16 protein-coding genes, 1 tRNA gene and 4 pseudogenes are annotated in these 16,921 nt (G+C 61.5%); 12 read left to right on the forward strand and 9 right to left on the reverse strand.

Translation table 11 applies throughout. The features are described from left to right. From FJQ54_RS01585 to FJQ54_RS01595, 3 genes and pseudogenes are all read right to left on the reverse strand, one after another. Window positions 1–922 (reverse strand): annotated as a pseudogene (locus tag FJQ54_RS01585) (helix-turn-helix domain-containing protein); the annotation flags it as partial. 85 nt (window positions 923–1,007) lie between these two features. Then, window positions 1,008–1,931: pseudogene (locus tag FJQ54_RS01590) on the reverse strand (type IIL restriction-modification enzyme MmeI); the annotation flags it as partial. 547 nt (window positions 1,932–2,478) lie between these two features. Further along, on the reverse strand, window positions 2,479–3,603 hold the full coding sequence (locus tag FJQ54_RS01595; protein ID WP_181159937.1) for a Fic family protein: 1,125 nt from the start codon (window positions 3,601–3,603) through the stop codon (window positions 2,479–2,481). A 180-nt stretch (window positions 3,604–3,783) separates the two neighbouring features. On the opposite strand from FJQ54_RS01595, the gene FJQ54_RS01600 reads away from it, so the two are divergent. Continuing rightward, window positions 3,784–3,981, forward strand: coding sequence for a hypothetical protein (locus tag FJQ54_RS01600; protein ID WP_140926534.1), 198 nt, complete (start codon window positions 3,784–3,786; stop codon window positions 3,979–3,981). Window positions 3,982–4,034: 53 nt separating this feature from the next. On the opposite strand, the gene FJQ54_RS01605 is transcribed toward FJQ54_RS01600, so the two are convergent. Continuing rightward, window positions 4,035–4,853 carry a leucine-rich repeat domain-containing protein gene (locus FJQ54_RS01605; RefSeq protein WP_140926535.1) on the reverse strand — a complete coding sequence of 273 codons (819 nt, stop codon included), beginning with the start codon at window positions 4,851–4,853 and terminating at the stop codon, window positions 4,035–4,037. Here FJQ54_RS01605 and FJQ54_RS01610 point away from each other — a divergent pair. The 3 genes and pseudogenes from FJQ54_RS01610 to FJQ54_RS18040 form a co-directional block, all read left to right on the forward strand. Continuing rightward, window positions 4,776–5,465, forward strand: coding sequence for a type IV secretory system conjugative DNA transfer family protein (locus FJQ54_RS01610; RefSeq protein ID WP_181159938.1), 690 nt, complete (start codon window positions 4,776–4,778; stop codon window positions 5,463–5,465). The genes FJQ54_RS01605 and FJQ54_RS01610 overlap by 78 nt on opposite strands. Next, on the forward strand, window positions 5,462–5,854 hold the full coding sequence (locus FJQ54_RS01615) for a hypothetical protein (protein WP_140926537.1): 393 nt from the start codon (window positions 5,462–5,464) through the stop codon (window positions 5,852–5,854). Before FJQ54_RS01610 ends, FJQ54_RS01615 begins: the two co-directional genes overlap by 4 nt. Before the next feature lie 557 nt (window positions 5,855–6,411). Beyond that, window positions 6,412–6,807, forward strand: a pseudogene (locus FJQ54_RS18040) (recombinase family protein); the annotation flags it as partial. A 156-nt stretch (window positions 6,808–6,963) separates the two neighbouring features. On the opposite strand, the gene FJQ54_RS17690 reads toward FJQ54_RS18040, so the two are convergent. After that, window positions 6,964–7,311 carry a hypothetical protein gene (locus FJQ54_RS17690; RefSeq protein WP_235890268.1) on the reverse strand — a complete coding sequence of 116 codons (348 nt, stop codon included), beginning with the start codon at window positions 7,309–7,311 and terminating at the stop codon, window positions 6,964–6,966. A 3-nt stretch (window positions 7,312–7,314) separates the two neighbouring features. Here FJQ54_RS17690 and FJQ54_RS18045 point away from each other — a divergent pair. Continuing rightward, window positions 7,315–7,383: pseudogene (locus FJQ54_RS18045) on the forward strand (hypothetical protein); the annotation flags it as partial. A 541-nt stretch (window positions 7,384–7,924) separates the two neighbouring features. Here FJQ54_RS18045 and FJQ54_RS01630 read toward each other — a convergent pair. Beyond that, window positions 7,925–8,014, reverse strand: a tRNA-Ser gene (locus FJQ54_RS01630). A 96-nt stretch (window positions 8,015–8,110) separates the two neighbouring features. On the opposite strand from FJQ54_RS01630, the gene FJQ54_RS01635 reads away from it, so the two are divergent. Genes FJQ54_RS01635 through tmk form a run of 3 tightly spaced genes read left to right on the forward strand, consistent with a single transcriptional unit; the run spans window position 8,111 to window position 10,579 of the window. Beyond that, on the forward strand, window positions 8,111–9,136 hold the full coding sequence (locus tag FJQ54_RS01635; protein ID WP_235890269.1) for a lytic murein transglycosylase: 1,026 nt from the start codon (window positions 8,111–8,113) through the stop codon (window positions 9,134–9,136). Beyond that, the gene (locus tag FJQ54_RS01640) at window positions 9,111–9,953 is read left to right on the forward strand and encodes a septal ring lytic transglycosylase RlpA family protein (protein WP_140926539.1); all 843 of its coding nucleotides are present in this window, start codon (window positions 9,111–9,113) and stop codon (window positions 9,951–9,953) included. Before FJQ54_RS01635 ends, FJQ54_RS01640 begins: the two co-directional genes overlap by 26 nt. After that, entirely contained in the window at window positions 9,950–10,579 is a 630-nt protein-coding gene (tmk, locus tag FJQ54_RS01645; protein WP_140926541.1) for a dTMP kinase, read from the forward strand. Before FJQ54_RS01640 ends, tmk begins: the two co-directional genes overlap by 4 nt. Here the strand turns inward: tmk and FJQ54_RS01650 are convergent. Beyond that, window positions 10,557–11,357, reverse strand: a complete 801-nt coding sequence (locus FJQ54_RS01650) for a sterol desaturase family protein (protein ID WP_140926543.1) — start codon at window positions 11,355–11,357, stop codon at window positions 10,557–10,559. The two genes, tmk and FJQ54_RS01650, sit on opposite strands and share 23 nt — an antisense overlap. A 49-nt stretch (window positions 11,358–11,406) precedes the next feature. On the opposite strand from FJQ54_RS01650, the gene crtY reads away from it, so the two are divergent. From crtY to FJQ54_RS01670, 4 genes are read left to right on the forward strand one after another with little or no spacing between them, the layout of a single operon-like run. After that, window positions 11,407–12,570: a lycopene beta-cyclase CrtY gene (gene crtY, locus FJQ54_RS01655; protein ID WP_140926545.1), complete on the forward strand. Its 1,164-nt coding sequence runs from the start codon at window positions 11,407–11,409 to the stop codon at window positions 12,568–12,570. An 8-nt stretch (window positions 12,571–12,578) separates the two neighbouring features. Further along, window positions 12,579–14,126 (forward strand): phytoene desaturase, encoded by a 1,548-nt coding sequence (locus FJQ54_RS01660; RefSeq protein ID WP_140926547.1) that lies wholly within the window; start codon window positions 12,579–12,581, stop codon window positions 14,124–14,126. Between the two features lie 9 nt (window positions 14,127–14,135). Continuing rightward, window positions 14,136–15,083, forward strand: a complete 948-nt coding sequence (locus FJQ54_RS01665) for a phytoene/squalene synthase family protein (protein ID WP_140926548.1) — start codon at window positions 14,136–14,138, stop codon at window positions 15,081–15,083. After that, on the forward strand, window positions 15,080–15,556 hold the full coding sequence (locus FJQ54_RS01670) for a GNAT family N-acetyltransferase (RefSeq protein WP_140926550.1): 477 nt from the start codon (window positions 15,080–15,082) through the stop codon (window positions 15,554–15,556). Before FJQ54_RS01665 ends, FJQ54_RS01670 begins: the two co-directional genes overlap by 4 nt. On the opposite strand, the gene FJQ54_RS17695 is transcribed toward FJQ54_RS01670, so the two are convergent. Both FJQ54_RS17695 and FJQ54_RS01680 read right to left on the reverse strand, forming a co-directional pair. Further along, window positions 15,513–16,280, reverse strand: a complete 768-nt coding sequence (locus FJQ54_RS17695; RefSeq protein WP_140926551.1) for a PEPxxWA-CTERM sorting domain-containing protein — start codon at window positions 16,278–16,280, stop codon at window positions 15,513–15,515. The genes FJQ54_RS01670 and FJQ54_RS17695 overlap by 44 nt on opposite strands. Window positions 16,281–16,372: 92 nt before the next feature. After that, window positions 16,373–16,921: a sterol desaturase family protein gene (locus FJQ54_RS01680; protein ID WP_140926553.1), complete on the reverse strand. Its 549-nt coding sequence runs from the start codon at window positions 16,919–16,921 to the stop codon at window positions 16,373–16,375.

A 16,921-nucleotide genomic window follows, 5' to 3' on the forward strand; every position in this document is an offset into this window, starting at 1 on the left:
TCGGCCCGCATGTTGGTGCACAGCTTCCATGCAATGATGTAGCGAGAGAAGTCGTCGAGCACGGTCGACAGGTACATCCAACCCCAGCCGATGATCTTGAAGTAGGTAAAATCGGTCTGCCACATCTCGTTCGGCCGGGTAGTCTTGGTGTGGAACTGATCGGCGGCCTTGATCACGACGTAGGCCGGGCTGGTGATCAGGCCGTGGGCCTTCAGGAGGCGGTAAACCGTGGCTTCCGATACGAAGTAGCGCTTCTCGTCGGTGAAGCGCACTGCCAGTTCGCGAGGGCTCAGGTCAGTCTCTTCCAGCGCCATTTCGACGATCTGGTCTTGGATGTCGCCGCCGATGCGGTTCCACACCCTGCCTGGAGCCGATGGCCGATCTTCCAGCGCCTCCGGCCCACCTTCAAGGTAGCGGTCATACCAGCGATAGAACGTCCGGCGGGCGATACCGAGCTTGTCCAGCGTGCGTTTGGCGGGCAGGTGCGACTGCTCGACGATCCGGATGATCTCGAGTTTTTCGGATGCGGGATACCTCATTCGTCGTCGCCCCCATCCGCGATCATGCTTTTTTTCAGCAGACGGTTTTCGAGTGTCAGGTCGGCCACGCATTCCTTCAAGGCGCGGGCCTCGCGGCGCAGGTCCTGCACCTCGCCGGTGGTCGCGGCACGAGCGGTGTCGCCGGCCAGGCGGCGCTTGCCAGCTTCCATGAACTCCTTCGACCAGGTGTAGTACAGGCTCTGCGCGATGCCTTCCTTGCGGCACAGCTCGGCAATGCTGTCCTCGCCGCGTAGCCCATCGAGCACGATGCGGATCTTGTCCTCCGCCGAGAAATGGCGACGCGTCTGCCGCCGAATGTCCTTCACCACCCGCTCAGCAGGGGCCTTGGTCGGCGATTTTTTCAAGGAGGGTTGGGCCTTCATCTTCGTTCCTTCGTCACTACGACGAAGCCCCAACCCTCCTTAAATCACAACCTCAAATCTGTGCCATTGGTGCTGACGGCGGACAGTTGGGGACGGACGTGTAGTGCATCCCCAGCGCGCCGCGCTCCTCGTCATCGGCGACGGCCTGAATCATCGATCCAAAAATGTCCGGATTAATTTTCCGCCAATCGAGACTGCCTATATGGAGTAAATAGGTCCGCGCGATCTTGCTGAAACGCGGCACGTCCAGACTGCCTGAAAACAGCCCGCCGTTAACGTAGGGGAACGCATCCGCCCAGCGGGGGAGCGCGGACGCGGCGCGATCAGTAATCGCGGTATTCATGGCCCGGAAAATCTCGCCGATCACCTCATGGGTGTTGGACGAGTCCCGGTCGCTCATTTTCTCCACCGTGCCGGTGAAGGGATGGCTGCGGTGGAATATGTCGGTGTCTTCCGCAAAAAAGCAGAAGATCAGGCGCGCCAGAAAATGGTTCATGTCCGGGCGGCGCTCGGCGGTGCCCCAATCGGGATTGTCGTTCAGCAGTTCGACGTAGAGCTTGTTGAGACGGCCCGTGGCGCGGATGTCGAACGAGCTTTCGCGCACCTGCTTGACGGTGGTGATCCCGGCAAGCGGCAGAAAGAAACCGAAATGGTCGGGAAACTCGGCGAAAGTGCAGGCGACGGTTTCGCCGGACAGCAAGTCCTCCGCCTCGAACGCCTCGCCATCCGTCGCCAGAATGAACTTGGCTTTGGCCCGCGTCGTGGCGAGGCTAGCCCGAAGCGCATCCAGCTTGGCGGTCACATTGCCTGTGTCAGCGACGGCAATGTGGATGTTGCTGGTTTGAAGGAGGCCGCCAACGTCCGACTTGTTCGATGCGCCGGACCTGAGCTTTCTGAGGGTGGTTTCCTTATTTCCGAACGCTTGTAGGAACGCGAAAGGGAACTCATCGCGGTCGAAGGGGGTAGCCGCCAAAGCGGTTACGGCTTCTTCAATTTCGACTGCGTTCATGTGTTCTCACGGTCCTGTTACGTCAAATGCGGAGCCTCCTTCGGATAGCAGCGATGACTCGCTGTTTTGCCCCGCTTAATGACTAAGCCGACCGCCCTCGGATGTCATCCGAAAGGTAGGCCGGGGTGCGACCTATCCACAGGGGGCAAGCCCCTTTCATAGATGCGATTGATGCAACGGACGCCACGTTGCTGCATGGTTCGGGTGCGGGGTGGAGAGGCATATCTCCAAGCCCCCGCCGCGCATCCAACCCGCGCAGGGTTGGTCATGGGTCAATGGGAGCTGGAACGCTTCCTTGCCGCGCCGGAGGCGGCTGGGTTCCACAGGGGCAGGAGCGCCCTTTGGTCGATGGGGTTTGGGGAGCGCCGAAGGCTCCCCATCGGTGCGGAGCAGGCTCGATGCCTGTGAAGCGCCGCAGGCCAGAGGGATGCAACGGGAGAGCGCAGCGTCTCCCTTGCCAAGATAGGCGTGGTACTACCACGCACATCTTGCGGTCAGCGTAAGCCCGTTCTTTCTTCCTGCTGAAACGCGCTTTTCGCTTCCTGCCTTATGGGGCTTCGGCATCCCCGGCGGGCATTGCCAACGTGTAGCTGGTGCTTCGTCCTCCTGCTTCACTGCGGACCAGAATGCCGCGTTTCACGAGGTCGTCGATGTCGCGGGCGGCTGTGTCCTGCGAACATTTCGCAAGCTTCGCCCACTTGGAAGAGGTTAGTTTGCCCTCAAAGCCGTCCAGCAATCTGTTGATGACAAGGCGCTGCCTTTCGCTGATGGGTTGCCCCTTGATGGCATCCCACAGACGCGCTTTTTCCATGACGGAGGCGAGCGTTTCCTCAGCCCGGTCGATGGCGCGCTCAAGGCATTCCAGAAACCATCGCAGCCATCTTGTCATGTCGAGGTTACCCTTTTGCGTGGCCTCCAGCATGTCATAATAGCGATTTCGCTCGGCCCTGATCTGGGACGACATGCTGTAAAATCTTTGTTGGCTTTGCTCGGAACGGGCCAGATAAAGGTCTGCGATAGCACGAGCGATCCGCCCGTTTCCGTCTTCGAACGGGTGAATGGTGATAAACCATAGATGAGCAAGGCCCGCCTTAATAACGGGATCAATCCCGGCATCGCGCTCCGTCCAATCGAGAAATGTCGCCATTTCATCGGGGAGGCGTGGCGCGGCTGGCGCTTCATAATGAACCCGCTCGCGTCCAATGGGGCCGGACACAACCTGCATTGCCCCGGTGGCGTCATCGCGCCATCCGCCGACGATGATCTTGGTCATGCCGCTTCGACCTGTCGGGAAGAGGGAGGCGTGCCAAGCAAAGAGCCGTTCCTCTGTCAGCGGTTCGCTGTAATTCTGCGTGGCGTCGAGCATCATTTCGACTACGCCCTCGACGTTGCGCTCGGCGGGAACCAGTCCGGCGATGTCCATGCCGAGGCGGCGCGCAATGGAAGATCGCACCTGTTCCTTGTCTAGTTGCTCGCCTTCGATTTCGCTGGATTTTAGAACATCTTCGGTGAGAGTGTGGAGAACGGCTTCCTTGCGGAGCGAGAAGCCCAGACCTTCCATCCGGCCTATCAATCGGCCCTGACGATGACGGACATTCGCGAGCGTTGCCGCCAGTTCATCGGCCTGCCACTCGAATTTCGGCCACTCGGGCCGCTCATGGATATATGTCATAATCTCCGCACCTCTTGCGGAGATTATAGCTCATAATCTCCGCAGAGAGCAATCCCATTCTCCGCATTTTCTGCGGAGAATGGGAGAGGTAATTTACGCATGGTTTGCACCAAGGCTAATCCCCCGATCAACGGGATATCCAATGTGAAAGCGGCGTCCTCCACCATCAAAGGAAACGCCATGATGATCCACGTTACCAAACTGAACGAGCTATCTTTCAACGTCCAGTTTGATCCGGCGATGACCGATGCGCTGAGCGAGGCTTCGGGGTGGAGTTCGCCGGAACGCGCCTTGTATTCCATCCTCGCCGATGCCTTGCTCGGGTCGTCATTCCCTCCGGGCTACCTCGACGATCTTGACGAGGATGTGCCGTTCTAGCCCTCGGCCCTGAGACCACAATTTGCCGATGAAGCCGCAGCAGCCCTGCGGCTTCATTGCGTCTGGGTCTGCGAGCCAAGATACTCCCTAATTCGCGGGAGGCAATTTTCGTCAAAGGATCGGCTCAATATGTTGGTCGGAATCCCTTTCAGCGATCCTCGGCAGAAGATGACCTCTTTCAAGGCCGGAGAAAGCCACAATGCGGGCGAGTGGTCTTCGATGCGGCAACCGTTGAGCAAAAGGGTTTCAAGGGACGGAAGCCCTTCTATCGGGAGGAGGCTTTTCACCGACGTATCGGAACAGTCCAGCAATCGAAGCTTGCTGGAATTTTCAAGGCCAGCCAACTCTGACACCCGCGTATCTTCGCAATGCAGGATCGTCAGTTCCAGGCATGAACGCAGCGGGGTTAGGTCGGCGACGTTGGTGCTGCCGCAATATAATCTCTGGATCGAGGGGCACTGCGAGAGTGGTTCGATACTCGCGATAGGCGTTACGCCGCACGTTATCTGCACGAGCTTTCCGCAACCGTGCAATGATGGCAGCTCCCGCAATTTGCCGTAACTGCAATGCAAGATTTCCAAATCCGCGAATTTATCAATCCCGTCCAATCTGGTGATCGAGGTGAGGCTGCAACTCAGATCGCGAAGCCAAATCATGTCCCCAACGGTATCGGGTAAAGAGTCAATCCGAAGCTTGGACAGGTCGAGAATACCCGTCCGGTTTTTGCGCTCTTGCAAAATTCTGTGCGCCCCGATTTCCCAATCCCTTAAATTGAACCCTTCTGTTATATTGCTGTGAATCCTTTCGAGCCGGGGAAGTCGCTCGATAGCGCGACCTCCGCGCACGATTTCGATTGCAAGATTCTCAAGCATGAGCCGACCACGGTGTATCTCATGGCTCCCAGCGAGAAACTGGCCGTTGCGGCTCCGTGGATCAGCCTGATTGTCAGCCACATCATCGAGACGGTCGCGCGGGAAGTCGGCCCTGTGCAGACGACATTCCTGCTCGACGAATTTCCTATGCTGCCGCCTTCGCCGTCGATCACCAAAACCCTCCGACTGTATCGGGGCAAGGGGCTACAGCTTTGGATATTTTCACAGGGCCGCTACTCGCTCGAAGAGCGGTGGTCGCGCGAAGCCGTGAAGGAATTTGAGGATATGGCCGCGATCTTCAACACAAGCGCCGTGGAAGACCCGGACCTCATGGGCGACATCGAGAAATGGAGCGGGAACCGCACCGTTCTCATGCACGGCGTCAATCGCAGCGGCGGCACGGTTGAATCTGCCGGAGCCAATCTCGGCGAAGCCCGAAGGGCGGTTCTTCAAAGTGAGGATATTCGCGGCATCGGGGCGGGGTTGCAGATTATCCGCGTCGCGGGCCTGTCCCATCTGCTCGTCTGCGAGCGTGTCCATTTCGATGATGTCGATCCGTGGAAGGATCAGCTCCGCGATGTTCGCACTCTCCATAAGGGTATCGTCCTATGAGCGCCGAAGGCTCCGCATCTCGTACCATTTCGCCATCATTCGCATCTGCAAGTGCGGAGCGTTCTTCGGCTCCCGCCGTATCGCCGGAGCGAGCGGCGGAGATTACCTCATGGGCAGACCGGACCACGGCTCGGGCGGAGTTTGAGTTTCGCGAAAACCGTGAGCAATGGACCAATCGCCAATATGGCGAACTTCTCGCCCGCGACGGCGAGCGAATGTCGTTACGGCCTCCCGGTGCGACCGATGATCGTAAAGCGCACCTCATGCGAGCGGCGGAACATATGGTGAGACGCAATCACGCAGCGCGGATTGCGGGCATCAACAACGCAGCGCATAAGTTGCTTGCAGGTGAAATCTTGGAATCCAAGAAAGGCGATCTCGGTCGCTAATCAAAAACTGCGCGTTTTGTTGATATTTCGTAATAAAATATGCTATTCTGTAACTGGGGATTGTGCGTATCTTTGCCACTGGCAAATCCGAAAACGCCATGCCCTACGCGGCGGTTCGGAAGCTTTGTCTCCAAAGCCCCGCTAAACCACTAAAATTTGTAGAGCATGGGAGGACAATCCCCCCGGCTGAATGACGGTTACCCTCTAATCGGACTCTCTCATTGCTCAATCGAGCGCCGCTATAGCGGCGGGGCGGGTTTGATGAAGATGTTGTCACCGGACGAAATGCAGGAGCTACGCAATGAAATTGCGGACTTTGCCATTTCTGAATCTCGGAAAGACGAAATAATCCGCTTTCTCGATGCGATTGCGGCCTCATTTATTCATCAGGCTTTCCGCAAAAGCTCTGTTCAATTATCTATGCCCGACCGTGCAAACTATGCTTTCAACGACACGGAAACTCGTGCTAATCTGCTGGAATCCGATATTTCGGAGCTTGTTGACCTCGATAGCGAGGGCGCGATCAACACCAAAGGCCCCATGAGGCAGTTAGCGCCATGACCAGAAAAACGAACCAGCAGGCAGTAATTTACTGCCGCGTGAGCACCAAGAAGCAGGCGAGAGAGGGCAACGGCCTCGGAAGCCAAGAAACCCGCTGCCGCGAATATGCGAAGCATCGCGGCCATCAGGTCGTGGGCGTCTTCACCGATGACGTGTCCGGCAAACTTGCTCAGCGTCTCGGCTTCGACGACATGCTGGCCTCTATCCGCAAAAGCCGCAAAGCTGGAATGGTCGTCATCATCGACGACATCAGCCGCATGGCGCGTGATGTCCGCAACCACTTCGATCTGAAAGAGTCCATCTTCCGGGCAGGCGCGACGCTGGAATCTCCGTCCATCGAGTTCGGCTCTGACTCCGACAGCATTCTCATCGAGCATTTGCTGGCGAGCGTTGCTCAGCATCAGCGGCAAAAGAACGGTGAGCAGGCGCGTAACAGGATGAGGGCGCGGATGCTCGGCGGCTATTGGGTCTTCATGGCCCCGCTCGGCTATCGCTACGAGAAAAGCCCAGCGGGTGGCAGTATCCTTGTTCGCGACGAACCCGTGGCCTCAATCATTCAGGAAGGCCTCGAAGGCTATGCCAGCGGTCGCTTCAACTCGAAGGCGGAGGTAAAACGCTTCTTCGAGTCTCACGCCGGATTCCCCGTCACGCGGCATGGGCACCTGACGAACGAGCAGGCGAACCGCATCATGACGCACCCGATCTACGCGGGCTATGTGGAGAGTAAGGCGTGGGACGTTTCGCTGCGCCCGGGGCAGCATGAGGCGACCATATCGCTTGCAACCTTCCATCAGGTTCAGGAACGGATTGCGGGCAAACCGCTCGCGCCGACACGATCTGACATTCATGTCGATTTCCCGTTGCGGGGCTTTGTTGCCTGCGGCGACTGCGATCATCCCATGACCGCGAATTGGACCAAGGGGCGCAATGGCCGCTATCCATACTATGTTTGCCGCCATCGTGGATGCGACCGCTTTGGAAAGTCGGTGAAGCGTGACTTGGTTGAAGGGGCATTCGAGGCGATGCTTACCAAGCTAACGCCGCGCCCGGAATTGCTCAGCCTCTTCTCGAAAATTTTCCGCAAGCGTTGGAACGAGGCAGAAGCCAAAGCGCATGAGGGACGCGCAGCGATCAAGCGTGAGATGGCGACCATCGAGAAAAAGATCGGTCAGATTCTCGACAAGATCGTCCAGTCGGAAAGCCGTTCAGTGATCGCTCGCTTTGAGAGCGAAGTCGATAAGCTCGAAATGGAAAAGCTGGTTCTGGACGAGAGGGCGGCTCTGTGCGGCACTGTTGCGCGGGATTACGATGCGACTTTTCGAACCGCTTTCGATTTCATCGCAAACCCTTGCAATCTATGGACTAATGGCACGTTCGACGACAAGCGGATCGTGCTGAATCTCACTTTAGGCTCTCATTTGAAATATGACTGGAATGAGGGCGTTCGAACCGCTGAATTATCCTTACCGTTCATGGTGTTAGGGCGGATCGGGAACCGAGAAACAGTAATGGCGGGCAGGGTGAGATTCGAACTCACGGTGAGCTTCCACCCACGGCGGTTTTCAAGACCGCTGCCTTAAACCACTCGGCCACCTGCCCGTTGCGGTTCCGTTAGCGGGGCCGGGGCTCATGCGAAAGGGGGTTTGGGTCGGAAAGGGGATTCACGCGGGGAGGCGGCTGTGGCACAGGGTGGGGATGAGACGACTGCTAATCGCCGCCGCCCTGATGCTGGCCTCGCCCGCGCTGGCGGATGAAACGCCTGCTGCTGAAGGCTTCCCGATCTGGCTGGCCAATTACAAGGCCGCCGCCACCGCGCGCGGGCTGAAGCCGGAGTGGCTGGAGGCGACGCTGTCTGGCGCGACCTACACCGAACGCGCGGTGCAGCTGGATCGCAACCAGCCCGATGATTCGGGCAAGCGCAACATCTTCGCCGATTATCTGGCGCGGCAACTGAACCAGCAGCGCATCGACGACGGGCTGACGCGGGCGGCCGCCAACAGGGCGACTTTGCTGCAGGTGTCCGCCAAAACGGGCGTGCCGCCGGAAATCATCGTGGCGATCTGGGGGATGGAAACCAGCTATGGCCGGGTGATGGGGGGCTTCGATCTGCCCTCCGCCATCGCCACGCTGGCCTATGATGGCCGCCGGGAGGCGCTGTTCACGCGTGAGCTGGATTCGCTGGTGCGGATGGTGGGTGAACGCGGGGTGCGCCGGGATCAGCTGAAGGGCAGCTGGGCGGGTGCCTTCGGGCAATCGCAGTTTCTGCCCTCCAGCTATTTGAACTATGCCGCAGACGGCGATGGCGACGGGCTGGCGGATATCTGGACGTCGCGGCCGGACACCTTCATGTCCATCGGCAATTATTTGCAGAAGAACGGCTGGCAACGCGGGGTGCCATGGGGCTTCCGCGTGGGGGTGCCGCAAGGGTTTGATCGGGCGAGTGTCGCCAACCCGGACAAGCCCACCAGCTGCATCCGGCCGATGCAGGTGCATTCGAAATGGCTGCCCGCCGCCGAGTGGCGGGCGAAGGGCTTCACGCCGCTGAACGCGATGTGGCCGGCAGACGATGTGAAGATGACTCTGGTGGAACCCGATGGCCCCGGCGAGGGTGCCTTCCTGACGACCGCCAGCTATCGCGCGATCATGCAATATAATTGCTCCAACTTCTACGCGCTGTCGGTGGCGCTGCTCGGCAATGCGCTTCAGCCCGCTTTCCGTTAGTTCGCTGCTGCTGTTGGCGGCCTGCGCCTCGCAGCCGAAGCCGCCGGTCACGGCGTCAAAGCCGCTGCCGAAACCGACGCCGCATGTGCCCGCCGGGCCTGCGGTGCAGGGGGTGAAGGTGGGCAAGCCCTATCAGGTGTTCGGCGTGACTTATTACCCCGCCGATGATCGCGGCTATGACAAGCAGGGCATCGCCAGCTGGTATGGCCCGACCTTCCATGAAAAGGCAACGGCGAACGGCGAGACCTATAATCAGGACGATATCACCGCCGCGCACAAGACGCTGCCGATGCCCAGCTGGGTGGAGGTGACGAACCTCGACAATGGCCGGGTGCTGGTGGTGCGGATCAATGATCGCGGGCCGTTTGTGGACGGGCGGATCATCGATCTCTCCCGCAAATCCGCGCAACTGCTGGGGGTGGATGGCCCCGGGCTGGCGAAGGTGCGGGTGAAGCGGGTGTTTCCCGAAGGCGATTGGGCGCGCGGTGCGCCCGTGCTGGCGTCCGCGCCCGCACAAAACAAACCAGCGCTGGCGCCCGCCCCGGCTGCTGTGCCTGCGCCGCTTGCGGCCCCGCCCGTGGTGGTGGCCGCTGCCCCGGCCGGGGGCCGCTATATTCAGGTCGCGGCGCTCTCGGATGAAGCGCGCGCCCGCGCGCTGGCTTCCGTGCTGGGGGATTTCGGCCCGGCCTTCGCCGCGCCCAGCGGCACCGGCATGTGGCGGGTGCGGATCGGCCCGCTGGCCGACGTGGCCGCCGCCGATCTGCTGGAGGATGTGCGCGCCGCCGGATATCCGCAGGCTCGGGTGGTGACGCCATGACGGGGCGGTTCATCGCCTTCGAAGGCGGGGAGGGCGCGGGCAAATCCACCCAGATCGCCCGGCTGGCGGAGGCCTTGCGCGCGCGCGGCGAGGATGTGGTGGTCACGCGCGAACCGGGCGGCACGCCGGGCGCGGAGGAAATCCGCGCGCTGTTCGTGCAAGGGGCCACCGGGCGCTGGACGGTGGAAACCGACGTGCTGCTGGTGAGCGCGGCGCGCGCGGACCATGTGGCGCGGCTGATCCGCCCGGCGCTGGAGGCTGGAAAGACGGTGCTGTGCGACCGCTTTATCCACTCCACGCTGGCCTATCAGGGCTGCGGCAAGGGGGTTTCCATCGGCCTGTTGAAGCGGCTGCACCGCTTCGCGACCGGCGATCTCTGGCCCGATCTGGTGCTGTGGCTGGACCTGCCGGTGGAACTGGGGCTGTCCCGCTCCACCAAGCGCGCCGCCGCGCAGGATTCGGCCCTGCCGCAGGAACAGCGGTTTGAAGCGCTGGGGCTGGCCTATCACGAGAAGGTGCGGCGCGGCTTCGCGGCGTTTGCGGCAGACGATCCGCGCGTGGTGCGGATCGATGCGGCCCAACCCATCGACGATGTGACGGCGGCTATTGCGGCTGTGGCGCTTTGAAGGCGGCGTCTTTCGCGGCGAGCAGTTCCGGCGACAGCCCCTTATCCGTTCCGCACAGCTTGTCCCAGAAACGGAAATAAAGGCCGTAGTTGGACATGTAGCGTTCGTGGTGGACATGGTGGTGCGAGGCCGAAATGAAGTGGCGGCCGAACCAGCCCTCGATCCAGCGGCGGGGGAAGATTTCCCAGCCCATATGATTGGTCACGCCGAAGAAAGTCATGATCGTCAGCACCACGCCCAGCGCGGCGATGTGGATGGGGATCACGAAGGTCAGCGCCGGGATCAGCCATGCCGCCGTCAGCGATTCCCACGGGTGGAAGGCCATCGCCGCCCATGCCGTGGGCGGGCGGCTTTCATGGTGCACCGCATGCGCCTTTTTGAACAGCCACGGCCAGTGGTGCATGGCGCGGTGAGTCCAGTAAAACCAGGTGTCGTGGATCGCCAGATACAGCAGCACGGAAACCGGTATCCACCACAGCGGATAGGCGTTCGGATCGACATAGATTTCCGTGAGGCCGCGCGTGGCCCACAGATGCGCGGCGAGGCCCGCGGGCAGGCCGTAAAGCACGGCGGCAGAGAGCGACCATGCGATTTCCCGCTTCACTTGCCGCGCCATGCGGGCGGCCTTTTTCGGATCGGCCGGGGCGTAGATGTCAGGGCGGATTTTCTTCGCGCTCCACGCGAACAGGCCGGAAATGGCGAGATAACGCACCGCCACGATCAGGCACATGCCTGCAAGCGAAACCCAAAGCGCGGTTGTCGGCACGGCAGTCTGCATGGGGATGGCCCTAGCCGGATGTGGCGGGCGTCGCTAGAGGCAGGGGGCTGTGACAGTTTCCCGCACGACCGATGTTGATGTGCTGCTGCTGGGCGGAGGGCTCTCTGCCGGGCTGATCGCGCTAGCGTTGAAGCGGCAGCGACCGGACTTGCGGGTGGCGCTGGTGGAGGCGGGCGCGACATTCGGCGGCAACCACACATGGTCCAGCTTTGGCAGCGATTTGAGCGAGGAGGGCAGGGCGCTGGTCGCGCCGCTGATCGCGCATCGCTGGGATGAGTATGAGGTGCGCTTCCCCGGCTATCGGCGGCGGCTGGCGAACGGCTATCAATCCGCCACCTCGGAACGGCTGGATGCGGCATTGCGGGAGGCCGTGCCGGAGGCGTTGCGCTTCATGGGCGTGTCAGCCGTCGATGTGACGCCGGATCGGGTGCTGTTGTCCGATCAGCGGGCGCTGACGGCAGGCGCGGTGATTGATGCACGCGGGCAGCGGACCTCTCCACATCTCGACCTCGGCTTCCAGAAATTCGTCGGGCTGGAGGTGGAGTTTGAAGCGCCGCACGGCCTGACGGGGCCGATCATCATGGACGCCACCATCGACCAGACCGATGGCTACCGCTTCGTCTATACCCTGCCGTTCAGCCCGACGACGGCGCTGATCGAAGATACCTATTACGCCGACGGCCCGGCGCTGGACCGCGATGCGGTGGCGGCGCGGGTCAGGGCCTATGCCGAAGCGCAGGGCTGGCGCATCAAGCGGCTGATCCGCGACGAGGACGGCGTGCTGCCCATCGCCATCGGCGGCGATATCGCGGCGCATCTGGCGGGCTATCCGGCGGGAGTCGCGCCGGTGGGGATGGCGGCCGCGCTGTTCCATCCGGTGACGGGCTATAGCTTCCCCGATGCCGTGCGGCTGGCGCTGATGGTGGCGGCCTTGCCCGATCTTTCGGGTGCGGCCATTGATGCCGCCGTGCGCGCCCATGCCGCAGAACTGTGGAACAGCCGGGGTTTTTACCGGCTTCTCAACAAGATGCTGTTCCGGGGTGCCTTCCCCGACGAACGGCGGCAGATATTGGAGCGTTTCTACAAGCTGCCGGACGGCCTTGTCTCCCGCTTCTATGCTGGCCATAGCAGCCTTGCCGATATGGCGCGGGTGCTCACCGGCAAGCCCCCCATCCCCATCGGCCGCGCGATCCGCGCCATCATGAAGGGTTGAACGAACAGATGCAGCGAACGGCAGCGGTGATCGGCAGCGGATATGGCGGGCTGGCGCTGGCGATCCGGCTTCAGGCGGCCGGCATTCAGACCACGCTGATCGAAGCGCGAGACAAGCCCGGCGGGCGCGGTTACGTGTTCGAAGTGGACGGCTTCAGCTTCGATGCGGGGCCGACCGTGGTGACGGACCCGAGTTGCGTGGAAGAATTGTTCACGCTGGCGGGCAAGGATATCGCCGATTATGTCGAACTGATGCCGGTAACACCCTTTTACCGGCTGATGTGGGAAGATGGCGGCGTCTTCGATTATTCCAACGATGATGAAAAGCTGCTGGCGCAGATTGCCGCGCTGAATCCGAAGGATGTGGAGGGCTATCGCCGCTTCATGGACTATTCCGAAGGGGTGTTCACCGAAGGCTATGAAAAGCTGGGGCACCATGCCTTTCTGGACTTCCGCTCGATGATCGAGGCTGCGCCCAATCTGGCGAAATATCAGGCGTGGCGCTCGGTTTATTCGGTGGTGGCGAGCTATATCGAAAGCCCCAAGCTGCGGGAGGCGTTCAGCTTTCACACCCTGCTGGTGGGCGGCAATCCGTTCAAGACCAGTTCCATCTATGCGCTGATCCATGCGCTGGAAAAGAAGTGGGGGGTGTGGTTCCCCAAGGGCGGCACCCATGCGCTGGTGCGGGGCATGCTGAAGCTGTTCGAGGATTTGGGTGGCACGGCAATCATCGGCACCAAGGTGGTGCGGATCGAGGCGGCGGCCGGGCATGTGATGGGCGTGACGCTGGCCGACGGGCGCGAGATCAAAGTGGATTCGGTCGCCTCCAATGGCGATGTGGTGCACACCTATCAGGATTTGCTGGGGCATCATCCGCGCGGGGTGAAGATGGCCAAGGCGATGAAGCGCAAGAGCTTTTCGCCGTCTCTGTTCGTGATCTATTTCGGGTTGAAGGGCTATCGGGCGGATATTCCGCAGCATTCGATCCTGTTCGGCCCGCGTTACCGCGAATTGCTGGACGATATCTATTCCGCCGGCGGGCTGGCGGATGATTTCTCGCTCTACCTGCACCACCCCACCGCGACGGACCCGGCGCTGGCGCCGGAGGGGCATTCGGGCTTCTATGTGCTCTCCCCCGTGCCGCATCTGGGGAAAGCGCCGCTGGATTGGGACACGGTGGCACCCATCTATGCCGACAAGATTCTGGCCTATCTGGAAAAGCGTTTGATTCCGGGCCTTTCGGCGGACCTCGTGCACAAAAGCTGGTTCACGCCTGACAACTTCCGCACCGAACTGAACGCGCATCTCGGCTCTGCCTTCAGCCTTGAGCCGGTGCTGTGGCAATCCGCCTATTTCCGCACCCACAATCGCGACGACAAGCTGAAGAACCTCTATTTCGTGGGGGCCGGCACCCATCCGGGCGCGGGGATTCCGGGCGTGATCGGATCGGCGAAGGCGACTGCAAGGCTGATGCTGGAGGATCTGGGCGTCGATGCCGCGGCTGCATGGCCCTCCAACGGGGGACCGCGGCTTGAGGCTGCGGGCGGGGCGGCCTAGGATTTCGCCATGACGGACGCCGTCCTTGCCGCCGCCCATGAGGCGATCCAGAAGGGCTCGAAAAGCTTCGCGCTGGCGAGCCGCCTGTTCGACGGCGGCACGCGGGACCGGGCGACCTTGCTCTATGCATGGTGCCGGCATTGCGACGATGTGATCGACGACCAGATGCTGGGCGAAGGCGCGCATGAATGGGCGAAGTGGGGGGCGACCCCGGCCGAGCGGCTGGCGCGGCTGCGCGACTGCACGGACAAGGCGCTGGCGGGCGAACCGACCGGCGAACCGGCCTTCGAGGCGCTGGCGCGGGTGGCGGCGGAGACCGGTTTGCCCGCCCGTTACGCGCATGATCTGATCGACGGATTCGCCATCGACGTGGACTGGAAAACGGTGATCAGCGGCGATGATCTGCTGACCTATTGCTACCATGTCGCGGGCTGCGTGGGGGTGATGATGGCGATCGTGATGGGGGTGCCGCCCGCCGATCATGCCACTCTGGCGCGCGCATCCGACCTTGGATTGTCATTCCAGTTAAACAACATCGCCCGTGACGTGGCGGAGGATGCCGCGCGCGGGCGTTGTTATCTGCCGCTGGAGTGGTTGCAGGCGGAAGGCCTGTCGCTGGAGACTTATGCGCTGCCGGAAAGCCGCGCGGCGCTGCACCGGGTGGTGACGCGGCTGGTCGATCTGGCGGAACGCTATGAGGCGTCTGCCGCGCATGGTGTGCCCGCGTTGCGCAACCGGCAGGCGTGGGCCGTTCTTTCTGCGGCGCAGATTTACGGCGATATCGGCCGCAAGGTGCGCGGGCAGGGGCCCGACGCACTGGAAAGCCGCGCCTACACCCGGCGGCGGGACAAGTTGATCGCCGTGGCGCTGGCCGCGCCGGAAGCGATCTGGAAGCGCAACATCAGGGTTTCAACGCCGTCTGACCGGACGGGGCTGTGGACGCCGGATTTCGCATGAGTTTCCGCATCCGGCGGGACGATCTGTCCGGCGAGCAAACGCGGGACCTGCTGCGGCTGCATTTGCAGGGCATGCACGCCAGTTCACCGCCGGGGCATAGTTTCGCGCTGGACCTTTCCGGGCTGCAACGGCCCGAAGTGAGCGTGTGGAGCGCGTGGGACGGCGAGCGCATCGCCGCCGTGGGGGCGCTGAAGGCGCTGGGCGACGGCAGCGGCGAGGTGAAATCCATGCGCACCCACCCGGATTTCCTGCGCCGTGGCGTGGGCGCGGCATTGCTGGAGACAATCATCGCCGAGGCGCGGGCACGCGATTATACGCGGCTTTCGCTGGAAACCGGCACGGGCGACGCATTCGAGGCGGCGCTGGCGATGTATCGGAAGCGTGGCTTTGTGAGCGGGGAAGCGTTCGCGGACTATGAGGCGAGTGCGTTCAACCAGTTTTTTCACCTGCAACTGGGCGGCCCTGACGTCTGAGCATCGTACCGATCAGGCCGAAGCCCGCGATCATCATAAGCCAGCTTCCGGGTTCAGGTACGGTTGCGCTGCTCAGTTCGAAATTCCAGATGCCGCGGTAGGATGCACCGATATAGCGGTTGCCATAGGTTCCCGGATCGGCGGTGAGACTGAAAACCGGGGACAGGTAAAGGCTGGCCGGATCGGGCAGCTGCCAGCCGGGTGGGCCATAATCCCCGAACGGATCATAGAGGCCGGTCATATAGCCGGAACCGAGATCGAGCAGGGGGACGGGACTGTCCGTGGGCACCAGCCAGCCGGCGAAGCCCAGCACTTTGCCATCTTTCAGCAGCAGGGATGGGGCGGCCAGAAGCGGCAGCATATCTTCCGGGGCGACAATGCCGGTGTACTCCGCATCACCATCCAGCCACTCATTTGAGGGCAACCAGCTATAGTCCCGCAGGGACAGGTTGAAACTGCCGGCCGGAGCCCCGTAAAAATAGGCGACGGAATAGCCATTCCCGAAATCGACGATGTTCTGAGTGCCGATCTGGCCCGTAAAACTGATCGTGTCGCCGATCTGGATTGGATTGGCTGGCGGGATGAAGATTTCCCCGTCCGCAAATTCCGGATAGCCCGGATGGGTCTGCTCGGTGATCGTGCCGGTGAGTTTGATGTGATAGCTTGCGGCCTGAGCCGATGTGGCAATAGCCAGAACTGCAATAGATGCGAACAGATGTTTCATCGGGTGCCCCTCCCCCAATTCGGATCATCTGCTGACCTTATCAGAATTAACGCTGATCGCCATCTGGATTCGCTGGCGGTGTTTTTCTGCTTCTACGCCGGCCCCGTCATGTTCCGGCCCACCGGGTTCTGGCGCACCACGGCTTTGCCGGTGCGGGTGTTTTCGGCGAGTTGGCGTTTCAGTTCGTCGATGGGGGGGGCGTAGATGAAGCCGAAGGAGACGGTGCCGTCCCGGCTTTCCACCACATGGTGCAGGCGGTGGGCCTGCACGATGCGCTTCATATAGTTGGAGCGCGGGACGTAGCCGGTTTCGATGCGGCGGTGGACGATGATGTCGTGGAAGCCGAAGTAGATCGCGCCATAGGCGGTGATGCCGGACGCCAGCCAGACGTAGAATGTGCCCCATTGTTCCTGCACGCCAAGCCAGAACAGGCTGATGGCGGCTGCCGCGCCCATCACGCCATAGAGGTCGTTCCATTCGAACCAGCCGAAGCGGTGGGTGTGGTGGGATTTGTGCAGGAACCAGCCGAACCCGTGCATCACATATTTGTGGCCGAGGATGGCGGCGACCTCCATCGCGGCGACGGTGGTGATGAACAGCAGGATGCCAAGCGGCCATGAAATGTCGAACGGGGTGGGCAT

It is taken from the genome of Sandaracinobacter neustonicus (assembly GCF_006385875.1).
In the GTDB taxonomy this organism is placed as follows: Bacteria; Pseudomonadota; Alphaproteobacteria; order Sphingomonadales; family Sphingomonadaceae; genus Sandaracinobacteroides; species Sandaracinobacteroides neustonicus.